Origin of the sequence: Sphingobacterium sp. UBA1897 (genome assembly GCF_002337775.1) — a bacterium.
GTDB lineage: Bacteria > Bacteroidota > Bacteroidia > Sphingobacteriales > Sphingobacteriaceae > Sphingobacterium > Sphingobacterium siyangense.
The window spans coordinates 199,269-212,815 of record NZ_DDGR01000018.1; the positions used below are offsets into that span (position 1 = coordinate 199,269).

11 protein-coding genes are annotated in these 13,547 nt (G+C 39.3%); 4 read left to right on the forward strand and 7 right to left on the reverse strand.

Translation table 11 applies throughout. The features are described 5' to 3' along the window. Positions 1 to 310 precede the first annotated feature (310 nt). From B4N43_RS09175 to B4N43_RS09190, 4 genes are all read left to right on the forward strand, one after another. Entirely contained in the window at positions 311 to 3,562 is a 3,252-nt protein-coding gene (locus B4N43_RS09175) for a SusC/RagA family TonB-linked outer membrane protein (protein ID WP_145328755.1), read from the forward strand. A gap of 12 nt (positions 3,563 to 3,574) precedes the next feature. After that, on the forward strand, positions 3,575 to 5,044 hold the full coding sequence (locus tag B4N43_RS09180) for a SusD/RagB family nutrient-binding outer membrane lipoprotein (RefSeq protein ID WP_145328753.1): 1,470 nt from the start codon (positions 3,575 to 3,577) through the stop codon (positions 5,042 to 5,044). A 3-nt stretch (positions 5,045 to 5,047) separates the two neighbouring features. Next, on the forward strand, positions 5,048 to 6,310 hold the full coding sequence (locus B4N43_RS09185; RefSeq protein WP_145328752.1) for a DUF5689 domain-containing protein: 1,263 nt from the start codon (positions 5,048 to 5,050) through the stop codon (positions 6,308 to 6,310). 129 nt (positions 6,311 to 6,439) lie between these two features. Further along, positions 6,440 to 7,135, forward strand: coding sequence for a DUF937 domain-containing protein (locus B4N43_RS09190; RefSeq protein WP_145328750.1), 696 nt, complete (start codon positions 6,440 to 6,442; stop codon positions 7,133 to 7,135). A 117-nt stretch (positions 7,136 to 7,252) separates the two neighbouring features. On the opposite strand, the gene B4N43_RS09195 is transcribed toward B4N43_RS09190, so the two are convergent. The 7 genes from B4N43_RS09195 to B4N43_RS09225 all read right to left on the reverse strand — a co-directional run bounded on the left by B4N43_RS09195 (position 7,253) and on the right by B4N43_RS09225 (position 13,329). Beyond that, on the reverse strand, positions 7,253 to 8,239 hold the full coding sequence (locus B4N43_RS09195) for a rhodanese-related sulfurtransferase (RefSeq protein ID WP_286734282.1): 987 nt from the start codon (positions 8,237 to 8,239) through the stop codon (positions 7,253 to 7,255). Between the two features lie 95 nt (positions 8,240 to 8,334). Beyond that, positions 8,335 to 8,550 carry a DUF3820 family protein gene (locus tag B4N43_RS09200; RefSeq protein WP_046673143.1) on the reverse strand — a complete coding sequence of 72 codons (216 nt, stop codon included), beginning with the start codon at positions 8,548 to 8,550 and terminating at the stop codon, positions 8,335 to 8,337. After that, positions 8,550 to 9,305, reverse strand: coding sequence for a glycosyltransferase family 2 protein (locus tag B4N43_RS09205; RefSeq protein WP_075990241.1), 756 nt, complete (start codon positions 9,303 to 9,305; stop codon positions 8,550 to 8,552). The genes B4N43_RS09200 and B4N43_RS09205 overlap by 1 nt, the downstream gene beginning before the upstream one ends. A gap of 5 nt (positions 9,306 to 9,310) precedes the next feature. Beyond that, the gene (locus tag B4N43_RS09210; protein ID WP_286734285.1) at positions 9,311 to 10,225 is read right to left on the reverse strand and encodes a glycosyltransferase; all 915 of its coding nucleotides are present in this window, start codon (positions 10,223 to 10,225) and stop codon (positions 9,311 to 9,313) included. Between the two features lie 3 nt (positions 10,226 to 10,228). Continuing rightward, positions 10,229 to 11,101 carry a glycosyltransferase family 2 protein gene (locus tag B4N43_RS09215; protein WP_286734287.1) on the reverse strand — a complete coding sequence of 291 codons (873 nt, stop codon included), beginning with the start codon at positions 11,099 to 11,101 and terminating at the stop codon, positions 10,229 to 10,231. Then, positions 11,102 to 12,562, reverse strand: coding sequence for a lipopolysaccharide biosynthesis protein (locus tag B4N43_RS09220; RefSeq protein WP_286734289.1), 1,461 nt, complete (start codon positions 12,560 to 12,562; stop codon positions 11,102 to 11,104). A 23-nt stretch (positions 12,563 to 12,585) separates the two neighbouring features. Continuing rightward, positions 12,586 to 13,329, reverse strand: coding sequence for a DeoR/GlpR family DNA-binding transcription regulator (locus tag B4N43_RS09225; RefSeq protein ID WP_046673148.1), 744 nt, complete (start codon positions 13,327 to 13,329; stop codon positions 12,586 to 12,588). Positions 13,330 to 13,547: the final 218 nt, after the last annotated feature.

Genomic DNA, 13,547 nt, shown 5'->3' on the forward strand with positions numbered 1-13,547 from the left:
CTCTTTTTTGTTTAATCGATATTTAAATAATTTCGATTTATTTCGTTTTTTAAATATTATTAATTATTTTCGATTTGAAAATAAAAAATAACCAAAGAGCGATCGCTTTAGATCGAGCCTAATGTGTGATATTCCTGCCGATGCGGACTTCAATACATTTTTTAAATATTTTAAACAATGATAATATCATTAAAAAGAAATGATATTCGAAACAATTGTTAACAAAAAGAAAACATTAAGTTAAAGTATACTTTTTGTTAACAATATATTTTTGTGCCAAATTGAAAATTAACAATTTACACCAATAACTATGTTTAGTATTAACCCTATCCAAATTAATCTGAGGCACTCCTCCTCGAAAGTGCTATTTGCGGCATTAGCAATTGCGTGCACTACAGATTTTACGGCGATAGCAGCTCCACTGGGATCTGATCACGCTGTGCATGCAATTAAGCAGACCAAGATTAAAGTAAAAGGTCAAGTTGTCGATAATCAGACGAAAGAACCCTTGGCATCCGTATCAATCCTTGCAGCAGGTGTAGTTAAAGGAGCGACTGACCGGAATGGTAATTTCGATATTGAAGTTGAATCAGGAGCAGCGATCCGTTTTCAGTTGATAGGCTACGAAGCGGAGACGAGGACGTTTTCATCCAGCCAATTGGATGCTAAAATTTCTTTAAGTGCGAGATCCGAGGCGCTTAATGAAGTCGTTGTAACAGCACTGGGTATACAGCGGGAAGAAAAGGCGTTAGGTTATTCCATTAGCACGGTAAAAGGCGAGGAATTGACGAATGCAATTTCAAACAACTGGACAGATGCCCTAACAGGAAAAGTTGCTGGTTTGAATTTGGTAAAGTCAGGTGCAGGACCATTGGGATCCAATCAGATTATTTTAAGAGGGGAAACATCTTTTACAGGTGATAATTCCGCATTGATTGTTGTTGATGGTGTTGTCATGGGGGCAAGTGCACGAATGACCGGTAATGGTAACTCCAATTACTTGGATAGTGATTCTCCTGTAGATTTTGGAACATCATTGGCGGATATAAATCCAGATGATATCGAATCCGTTTCTGTATTGAAAGGGCCCGGCGCTTCAGCGCTCTACGGTTCCCGTGGCGCACATGGCGCAGTGATTATTACTACGAAAATGGGAAAAGGTGCTAAAAATAAGATTGGCATATCTGTTAATTCAAATACGGCAATCGGGACGATTAATAGATGGCCTGACTATCAATATGAATATGGGCAAGGCGCGGTTGATCAGGATCTTTATTATTCTTATGGGCAGTCAGAGGATGGTGCAAGTACTTTAAGTACGTCTTCTGCTTGGGGACCAAAATTTGATGGTCAGTATTATTACCAGTACGATCCTAATTTCTATCGTTTGACACCTCCAGAGCGGACATTGTGGAGACCCTATGAAAACAACAGAAAAGATCTTTTCCAAACGGAACTCACGTCTACCAATTCAATCAGTATTTCAGGAGCAACAGAAAAGACTAGTTCGAGGTTTTCATATACCAACGTCACGAACAAATGGATTATTCCGAACATGGGTTATAACAGGAACACCATCGCTATGCAGTTTAATAACAAGGTGACAGATAAGCTGAGCCTTTCAACAAAAATTAATTTTAATAATAGAGGATCAGATAATTTACCAAATAGCGGTTATAACAATCAAAGTTACATGTACTTTGTGCGGGGTATTGTGCCGAATGTGAATGCAGCTTGGCTTGAGCAGAATTGGATTCCGGGAAAGGAGGGAATTGAACAGATGACTCCGTTTTCAAACCTGTTGGATAATCCAAGAACCATATCTTATGATATGATCAATGCGCAGGATAAAAACAATATTATTGGAAATTTACAGGCAGATTATAAATTCAACAAGGAATTGAATTTGATGGTGCGGACGGGAATCGATTGGAGCTATGATAAGCGCAAACAATCAAGGCCATTTGATACCTATAAATATGCTTATGGCTATTACCGCGAGCAGTCAATTAATAGCCAAGAAATTATCTCCGACTTTTTATTGCAATATAACAATCAACGGAGCAGTCTTCACAAATTTGGCGCATCGGTTGGTGGTTCGTTAATGCACAATAAGTATGTTAAAGATGATGCTTACGCTAACAGTCTAATTTATCCGAACCAATATAATTTTGCAAATGCCAGGGAAAAAGTTATTTACCTCCCCCTTCGCAGCGAATATGCAGCCAATAGTTTATATGCCTTGGTAAACTATAGTTATAAGGATATGATTTTTGTCGATGCAACAAATCGTATTGACTGGGCGAGTACATTGGCCTCGCCAAAACGGAATGAAGTTAACGCATTTATTTACCCTTCGCTTAATACGAGTTTTGTTATGTCCCAAATGCTGAACCTGCCAAAAGCGATAAATTTTTGGAAAATAAGAGCATCGATTGCTCAAGTCGGGAGTGGGGGGATACGTCCTTATCTAAACTCTTATGGCTACCGCAGTGTGGAAGGAACCACGGGGGGCCTTGGGAATCCAACTACGGTTCCAGATGAAAACCTGACGTTTGAAAGTACACGGTCCTATGAGATAGGGACAGATTTTAGAATGTTCAGAGATCGACTCAAATTAGATCTTACTTTGTACTCCAACTCGACATTTGATCAGATTATTGAGTCTCCGCTGGATCCTTCAAGTGGTTTCAGAAATCAAATTACGAATGCTGGAGAGGTACGTAATAAGGGGATAGAGATTGCGCTTTCTGGCGATATCATCAAGAAGAAAGATGGTTTAAATTGGAATATGTATGGAAATTTTACGAGCTATGATTCGAAAGTTATTTCCATACCTGCGGATCTGCAAGGCGAGTTAGTGCTTTCCACTTTGTTTGGGAGTAGAGGAACAATTGTGGCCATACCCGGTAAACGATTTGGTGATATCTACGGACTCGGATATGAGCGGAATCAGGATGGTCAAATTATTTATGAAAATGGACTTCCTGTATTGTCACAAAAGAACATGTATATAGGTAATCCAAATGCAACGACCAAATTCGGTTGGGGGAATGAATTTAAATACAAAGGATTTAGATTTAATTTCTTGTTTGATGGCCAGTTTGGGGGGGTAGGCTATTCTTTAACACATGCCGTATTGATGGAAGAGGGAAAATTAAAAAAGACAATTCCGGGACGATATAACGGTATTATCGGTGATGGTGTTGTGAAGAATAGTGATGGAAGCTACAGCAAGAATACAGTTGTTGCGTCTGCTGGAGATTATTATGCGAAACATTTTAACCGGGATAATATAGAATCAAATACGTTTTCCACCGATTTTATAAAGCTTCGTGAGGTCAGGTTTGACTATACATTACCTAAGTCTTTTGTTGAACGTTTGAAAATTGAGCGCGTGTCAATTGGGGTGTACGGAAGAGATCTGTTTGTCATGACCAAATGGCCTTCATTTGACCCAGAGTTTGGATCGCTAAATTCAAGCGGTATTGAGAAAGGCGCAGAGATTGCCCAGTTCCCTTCAACCCGCACAATGGGTGTCAATTTATCATTCTCATTTTAATTCCAGAGCATTATGAAAAAGAATATAAGAAAAGGTTTTATTTTGTTGGCAGCCTGCGGGATGTTACAGGGCTGCACTAAAGACTTTGTTGCGATAAATACAAATCCAAATGCAATTTCTGCGGCTGCACCACAAAGTCTCATAGCACCAGCGTTACTTAATGTGCTAAACACAAATTTGTCTCGTAATATGCGCATCAATAATGAGCTTATGCAAGTGACGGTAACGGTAAATGATGCTTTGGAGATTCAACGGTATGAAATCAGGCCGTCAGAAGCTGAATCTACCTGGTCCGGTTGGTACGTGCAGTTGACGAATATACGCGATATTTATCAGAAGGCGGGGGAAGGGCAGCAGAAGGGTTATCAGACATACCAGGGTATTTCGCTTATATTGGATGCTTGGGTGAGTTCGTTAATAACCGATATGTATGGTGATGTACCTTATACGGACAGCAATAAAGGGTATAGTGATAGTAATTTAACTCCTGTATTTGATAAACAGGCCGATATTTATGCGGATATCTTCAGAAAATTAGAAGAGGCCAATACGCTTTTAAAAGGTAAGGTTGCTGTTGAATCGACCAATTTGGCGATGGATCCTATATTTAATTCTGATCCTGCAAAATGGCAGAAATTCGGCAACTCCTTATATCTGCGATTATTGCTGCGTATAGCACATAAATCGGAGACCAATACCGTTGCAAAGATCAAAGAAATATTAGAAACGAATACCGCCGAATATCCGGTGATGCAAAGCAATGCAGAGACAGCAGCTTTATATTACACCAATGTACAGCCTTACATGAACCCTTATTTTAATAGCCGTGACATAGATTTTAATGGAAGTAAAGGCTATTCAGAATTTTTTATTAATAATCTGTTGGACCTTTCAGACCCACGATTAAAAATTTGGGCGACTGAGGCTACATTAGGAGTGTATGGTGGTATGCAGTCCGGATACAAACGAGGTAATGTTCCGGAACAACAATCAACTCTTTTAACAAGCTTAAAAGCAGACTCACATATGGGAAATATTATGAATTATGCAGAGTTGCAATTTATTATTGCTGAATGTGGTCTGAGAGGATATGCTCAGGTCGATGCGTCTGGAGCCTATTTAAAAGGAGTGAATGCAGCCATGGAATATTGGGGATTAACAGCGCCAACAACTTACCTAGCTAGTGACAAGGTTCAATTGCTGGCTACAGACAGTGATCATGCGAAATTGAAAAAGATACATTTGCAAAAATATTACGCAATGTTGTTTACGGATTTCCAACAGTGGTACGAGTACCGCAGGACCCAATTGTTGGATTTATACAAAGGTCCGGGCTTGTTGAATCAAGGGAAAATGCCGGTACGTTTAAATTATCCAACAATTGTACAATCTTTAAACAAAGTAAATTATCAGGATGCTGTGAGTCGTATGGGGGGAGATGGGATAAATGAAAAAATGTGGTGGCAACCTTCAATCAACTAATCAATGAAAAAGTTAAAATCAATACTATGCAGTGTGCTGGCAATGTCAGTATTACTGTCCGGTTGTATCAAAGACAACGTCAATGAATCTATAGGGACACTAAATCCTGAAATATCATTGTATACGCTACGCAGTCTGTATAAAAATTCCGATTTACAGCTTAATGAGTCTTCGCTGCAAGGGGCGCAATATATCAAAGCAGTGGTCGTTTCGCGCGTGGAAAATAAGAATCTTCCGGAAAATACACTTGCTGTACAGAATATTTGGCGAAATCAACGCCGCGGCATACTGGTAGAGGTTCCGAATGCGTCTGAATTTAAATTTGGAGATTCGGTTCAGATCAATATTAGTGGTTCAAAGCTGATTAAAAAAGATGGCTTATTAGTTCTTTCAGTCGACAATAATCAGCAGCTTAAAGTCTACTCATCTGGTAATAACATTGCTCCATTGCCTGTTGCGGTTTCAAGTCTAAAGTCGAAGTTTGATGAGTTTGAATCAACCTATATCGATATTACAGCTGATGTTGAACCTGAACCCGCTGCCGGGACAGCATTGAAAGGAGATAAAATCTTGATGGATGGTGATAAAAATGAGATTACATTACATACACAAGATAATGCGACATTTGCTGGACAATCTATTGCTCCAAGTGCTTCTTTCAGAGGGATTGCATTTAAGGAGGGCGAAAAGCTACAAGTTAGGATGCAGAGTTATGCTGATATGGCTTATGCAAGTGGTAAATTGTATGTAGGTTGGCCCGAAACTTTTGATGCTGTCGATGCAAGCGTGAAAGGTAGCTACGACATGAAGGATAAAAACGCGGTCTCTTTTCCGACAGGACAATGGTATCTGTATCAAGCTATTTTAGGGAATACAGCTGGACGGGACCGTATTGTTTCTGGAAAAAATGCTATCCGAATGCAGCAGAATTTAAATGTGGACGGTTATGTACAAATGAATTTCGATGTGCCAAATGGCGCGTCAAAAGTTACTATTTGGTATGGCTCCTACTGGACAGATCGCTCGAGCACATTTAAGTTGGAATATTCGACGGACAATGGGAAAACTTGGACACAAACAGGTGAGTCTATTTCAGATGCCCATACAACGACAGAGAGCATGAATTCAAAACAGGCTGTATTCTTAATGAATATTCAGGGGGCAGTACGCTTTAGAGTTACCAAGCTTGGATTAGGAACAAGTAACAATGTGATTAATAACGGAAGGTTGGGATTGGATGATATCGCTATTTATAAAAGTTATTAATTTAAAAAGTTGATTATAAGAAAGCCTCATCGGATTACACAATCCAATGAGGCTTTCTTATAATCAGGTATTATCTCAACTCGTCAAAAAAAATCGTTATCTTCATGATATAACTATAAACGAAGACTTATGAACTTAACAGATTTAGTTACAGGCGGAGTAGGCTCTAAAGCGATAGAGACTATCTCAAAAATTACTGGTGTCAGTGAATCTAAAGCAAAATGGATAGTAGCGGCGGCAGTTCCTTTGATGATTGCTGCATTGAACTACAATGCGAAAAACAAAGGCCAGGCAGAAAATATTGACAATGCTATTGATCAGCATAGCAATAGCGGAATACTCGATAAAATTGGTGATCTATTCGGACAGGGAGGAACGGAGCAGAATGGATCTGAAGATGGCAATAAAATTGTCAACCATATGTTTGGCCAAAATACTGAAGTCGTGACACAGAATATTGCGGATAAAGCAGGCTTGAGCTCTTCTCAAGTGACAGGCGTACTGGCCACACTTGCTCCAATCGTAATGGGGTATTTAGGGCAACAAAAGCAGGCTTCGAGTGGCGGAGGGATTGGTGATTTAATTGGTTCTGTACTAGGTGGCGGAACATCACAAAATGCAGGTGGTGGTATGTTGGGCGGTATTTTGGGTTCTTTTTTAGGCGGTGGCCAAGAAGAACAGCCCCAAACAACAGAGCAGCCAGCAGCAGGGAGTAATATTACGGACATGTTGGGCGGGCTGGCAGGTAGTTTTTTTGATAAAAATAACGATGGACAGGCGAAGGGAAATATTCTTGATTCGATAGCCGGTATGTTTGGAAAGTAAGCTATTATTTGTCCTGATAAAAGCTAGTACGGGATTAAGTTAAGATGACGCAGATCTTAAAAGTGATGAGGTCGGAAGTATGTAGCTTCCGACCTCATCACTTTTGTCCAATTCGTATTAATCTTCGACCGATACTTTCGGCGGGAAATTTTTATGTTTTCTTTTGCTGATTTTGTCAATATTGACGGGTTGAGGTACCTTGACATAATATCCTGTTCCGTCATATTCACGTTTATTGGGGTTTTCTTTACATGCTGTCGAGCAGCATCCGTCCATCTCCCAGCCGCACTCATCACATTGTGTGAAATGTTCATTACAAGTCGGGTTGGCACAGTTGATCATTTTAGTGGTTTGCTTACCGCAATTAAAACAGGTCGATACCACGGAAGGGTTGACAGAGTTTACATCAACTGTAACACGATTGTCAAAGACGTAGCATTGGCCTTCGAAATCTTCGCCACCAGCTTCCTTCCCGTATTTTATAATTCCGCCATGTAATTGATAAACATCCTCGAAGCCTTCTTTTAACAAAAGAGCAGATGCCTTCTCACATTTGATTCCTCCTGTGCAGTATGTTAATATTTTTTTTCCTCTATATTGTTCGAGCTCTTTTATTTTCTCTGGGAACTCGCGGAAATTGTCAATATCTAGGGTGACAGCATTTTTAAAATGACCAACATTGTGCTCGTAATTTGAGCGTACATCCAATACAACCACATCCTCTTGGTCCTTCATGGCTAAGAAATCTTTCGGTTCAAGGTGCACACCGGTTTGACGGTTAGGGTCAATTTCTTTTGGATCTCTCAAGCCAGAGTGAACGATTTCGGCTTTATAGCGACAATGCATTTTAATGAATGACGGTTCATCTACAGCGTCAATTTTGAACTCTGTTTTGTTGAAACGACCATCGGCATAGATGGCATCCATATAGCTTTTACAGGCCTCTACAGTACCTGAAACAGTTCCATTAAGACCTTCATCAGCTACGATGATACGACCGACTAGATCCAGTGATTTACAAAATTCTAAGTGATCTGATGCAAATTTTTCGGCATCCTCGATAGGGCTGTAACAATAGTACAGCAAAGTTTGATATTGTGTCATGATATTCATTGATACCGCTGCAAACGGCGTTTAATGCTAAAAATAAATTTAGTGCAAAGCTACAAAAAATAATAAGTGGAATAAAATGACCGTCGTCACCTTTTCTTTAAAGGTTCGAGCAGGTATTCCAAGCCATTAAGCTTTATTTCATAGAGTGTCGCTAATTGCTGGCCTAGCTTTCCCTTTGGAAAGCCTTTTTGGTTATACCAGACTAGATAGGGTTCAGGAAGGTTACATAACGTGTAGCCCTGATATTTACCAAAGGGCATCTTTACTGTAACAAGCTCGGTTAAGATTTCAGGATTTAACATTAGTCTTGGGGTTTTCCATAATTAAGACGGTACCAAATAGCTTTTAGTGCGATGATGCCATGATTGAATAAATTGGGAATGGTCCCATAGTAGTGTTTGAAAATAGCGAAGCGCTCTTTCAAGGATTCCTTATGTCTTTGTTTTGACATCCCACCCACAAGATACCGGGCTACATATTGCTGTGCATTGACTGTTTTTTTTGCCTTTTTGGCACAACGAATAACCCAGTCAATATCAGCACATAATTTATAATTGAGATCGTATGGCTCGGCAATTTCCCGCTTGATATAGATGGCCTGATGGCATATATTCATACCATATCGAAAGCTTTTCCAGTCGAAATGAACCGGAACTTTGTGCCTCCGTTCACCAATAATATTTCGATTGTCATCTACGAGGATAGTTTCGCCGTAAAGAATATCCGCGTCATCGCTCAGTTTGGCAAGATTCTCAATGCTGTTGAGATCATAGATCTCATCTCCTGAATTTAGAAAAAGAACATAATCACCTGTTGCTAAGGCTAATCCCTTATTCATTGCATCATAGATCCCCTTATCCTTTTCGGAGAGTAGAACGGTGATTTTATCCCTGTATTTTTGGATGATCTCTAATGTTCCATCAGTTGATTGTCCATCAATGACAATATACTCTATATGATCATAGCTCTGATTGACAACAGATTTCAGGGTGTGTTCTATGTCACGCACATTGTTGTAAACGACAGTTATAATCGAAAATTTGGGATGAGCAGACATGTTGTTTATATATTGAATTTATTCATTTTCTTCTTCAGGAATCGGATGCCACGGTTGAATAAAGATCCTTTCCGATGTGCATAGAAATACTTGATGGCCTCATAAGCTTGCTTGTTTTCTGAAATTTCCGTCGGAAAATACCGTACAGGGCTTTCTGCTAGTGTAACCTGATAAGTTGCTTCCGCAGCTGTATGTGTACCCGAACCATCGTTGCCAATATTCTGTGTCATCGAATTCCTTGGATACAAAACTAACCCATTTTTTTTGAATACAGAAGCATACCAGCGTATCGCCCAAGAGTTGATCTTTCCGGCCTTAAATTCCTGCACTTGTTTCCAGAAGTTTTCTTTTCCCTCGATACTGAATTGATGTATCTGCTCGGCCGTAAAATCCGATACAAGTTCATCAATATTCGGATTGAAATGTTGCCAGGCGCGGTCCCAGGTTGCCCAGCCCCAACTATTGGCGACCCGAAAAAAGAAGGTCTCAGGCAGTTTATTTAAATCTTTTAGTGGATAACCATAACCGCTGATCTCCATCACCTGATCTTGATCTTTATAGCGCTCCAGTGCTTGATTGAAATAATCTAGGGCAAATACAGCAGTTTCCAGATCGTCCTCCAAAACAATAATCTTTCCATGTGCATTAACCACTTTTGTAACTCCGTCGATCACATTGGCCGCCAAACCCCAATTTTCTGCTCGTTCGACAATAATAACTTCTTTAAAGTTCCAGGACTGGTTGATAATCTTTCGGACTTCAATAACAGCTTGAACAGATTTTTCGTTTTTTGCAGCATCCGAATAAATGTAAAGCGTAGTCTGGTCTGCAAGCTTGTTCTGTTCTAAAGCTGAGAGTGTTCTTATTGTATGATCAGGACGATTGTACACAAAAAGTATGACTGGAGCAATACTGTTCATTTATCAATAGATTTTGTTGTATGCTTTTTTGTTGCTTAGACGAGTACGATAAACTGCTCCCGATTTGCCCAGCAATCTAAAAGCAATGTTTAAGTAGCTTTTTGCTTCAAAAATATGACCTTTAAAAATTGAAGCTCCCATTTTCTTCAGACTCGCCAATACGGCCATCGAAAAAGATCTTACAAAGGTATAATTGATATTGCAATACTCTGTCAAATGATAGACAAATTCGCTTTTCAGAAAGGTTTTTCGGTCTGTTTTACGCTGTTGTCTATCGTGATAGGCCTTGGCCCTGTCGGCGAGAATGATATTTAACCCGTAGTACTTGATGCGATTGGCATAATCCTTATCTTCTCCATAATGGAAAAAGATCGGCGCGAAACCACCGACTTTTCTGATCACTGGGTTGGGGATAAACCAAAATGCTGCGTTGACGAAAGAGCAAATGCGATGCGAATTTTCGCTAGTAGCATTTTTTGTATATAAAGCAAAACCATGGTCCAGTGTTGTTTCGGTTCCATCGTAGTGAATAGGCGAGATAATTCCGATATTGTCTGCGTTTACTTTCACTAAGTTGGCGATGCAGTCCCGATCCAGCCAGGCATCCTGGTTGACTAAAAATGCATAATCATATTCTTCCTTCAAAACAATGTCAAGTCCGATGTTGTTGGCCTTTCCAAAACCCAGATTTTCGGAACTTTCTATTAGTCTTATTGTTGGATACGTTTCTTTTATGATCTGTGTGGTATTGTCTCTCGAATTGTTGTCGACAACTAAAATATCTGTGGGGTAGCTCGAATCCAATAGACTGGGTAAGCACTTGTGGATCCAAGGCTCAAAATTATAAGAGACGATTATGGTGAGAATCTTGGCCATCTATTTTTTTCGGATAACTGTTAGGAAATAGTGGAATAATTCCAACAAAATGCTGGGTTTAAAGATTCTATTGACAATGATATATGCACATACAGCCACTCCAATTGTACTTGCAAACCGTAGATAGAGGTTGGCGATAGCTGCGGTGGCATAGTGAGCTGCAATACAACTGGCAGCTGCCAATAATGCATAAGCAAAAATATCTGCCAGAAGATAACGAAATGAATAATTCATATAAGGTTTAGCGGAAGCATACCAAACGAATATCCAGAGGGCATTTAATGCTGAGGTTAATCCAATGAGTAGTTCAAGACCTAATGATTTGCCGAAGAATAGAATAGCGATTTGGAGCAGACCAAACACGATGATATTCCGCATATAAACTTCGGGTTTTCCCTTGCTAATGATGAGGTTGGAAAAAACATTGCTTACAGAATCAAATGCAGCGCCAATACAAAATATTTGAAGAAATATGGCACTTTGTGCCCATTTATCGGTGATCGCAATAGTAATGAAATCTTGTGCTACAGTTGTTAAACCAAATAACATCGGAAAGGCTAAAAAGGCCGTAAAGGAAATTAGTTTTCGAAAAACCCGAATTTGTCTATCCTTATCATCTTCTATTTCCTTTAAAATGGGCTGTGTCACATTATTGACCATATTGGTCAATATATTCTGTGCCATGATGCTCCAACGATTAGGATTCACGGTATATCCCAGTTCTTCAGCGGTATAATGCCGGCCTAAGATTGCAGCATATATATTTTTGTTGATGTTGATGAAAATATTGGTGACTAGTATTTTACTGCTAAATCCTAAAATGTCGCGAATAGGTCGGAAATCGAACTGGAAAGTAGGTCTGAATTTGGAAAAATACCAGAATCCAAGCATATTGAAACCACTATAGGAGACAATTTGGATCGCGTATGCCCAATAGGCGTAGTCCTTATAGGCTAAATAAACCCCGACTATATTTGATGCAATAAGCGCAAAGGTGCCTGTGATGACTCTTTCTTTGATTTTTAAATTCCGGAAGAGGTAAGCATTGTGCGCAATACCAAAGCTACCTAGCCAAAAGGATAAAAAAGTAAATCTGCTAAGTTCTACAAGTACTGGTTGATTATAGTATAAGGCGATAAGAGGAGCCGCAAAAAATAAAACAATATAAATAAATGTTCCAATTCCTATACTTGTCCAGAATACCGCGTTATAATCTTTATGTTCGACTTCTTTTTTATTGACAATTCCATACACAAATCCACTTTCTTGAAAAGCGGAGGCGAGAACAGAAAAGATGGTGATCATAGCTACTAAACCATAATCTTCTGCTGTTAGCTTACGGTTTAGTAGGATGCCGAAGCCGAAGCCCAAAAACTGCTGGATGATACTGGCCATACCACCCCATAGCAGTCCTTTTGTTGTTTTTGATTTTAAAGAGTCATTTTTCGTTTGCGATGACATGCTAAATTAAATGAGCGGCAATATTAAAGTATTGCAATTGTATTCGCAAATTCTTTTAGGGAAACATCAGTTGGATTGACATCGGTAATCAAATAAGAAATATCACGTAACGGCACAACTTTCATTTTTTGAACTGAATTTAGTTTCTCAGCAATACTTAAAATAGCCACTTTTTTTGAGCATTTAATCATCGCACGTTTGATTTGTACCACCTCCCAGTCTGAATCGGTCACCCCATCTTCTACTGAAAGAGAATTTGTTCCCAACAAACAAAGATCGACCTTAAGATCTGCCAATTCATTAGCGACTTGGGCTCCGGAAACGATGTTTGTATTGCGTGAAAGTTTTCCGCCAACTAAAATGACTTCAAGGTTTGGCTTTTCGGCCAATTCTAGTGCAACTAATGGACTTATAGTAAAAAACGTACACTGAAGATGATCGGGTATTGTTCTCGCTAATTCAATTAAGGTTGTCCCGCCTCCGACTAAAACAGTCATTCCATTGGAGATTAAAGTGCTTGCTTTCTTGGCAATTTCTTTTTTTGCCTCCTTGGCATATACGTTTCCATCCTGAAATGGGAATTGAAAAGATTTTGATAATGCCCCACCATAGACTTTTAGAACTTTTCCATTCTCCGCGAGTTCGTTTAAGTCACGTCTAATTGTATCTTCAGACACATTCAGTTGAACACTTAGATCTGACGATAAAACTTTGTTATGTAGGTTAATCTGATGTATAATGAATGCTTGTCTTTCTTCCTTTAACATTGGTCTTTGGTTTTTAATCGGAATTTAAAAATAATTAAAAAAATCAGTCTAAATGTAGTGAAAATTATTCTTCCTTTTTGTCAATTTTTGTTATGCCAGCTTTGAATCTCGGTTTGAAGCCCGTGGGTTTACTGGCAGCGGGTTCCTGTGTTTCTGTGCTGTTGTTTTCAGGTTCAGCTTTTACGTTGGTATCTAGTTTAATTTCGTCTTTCGTATCG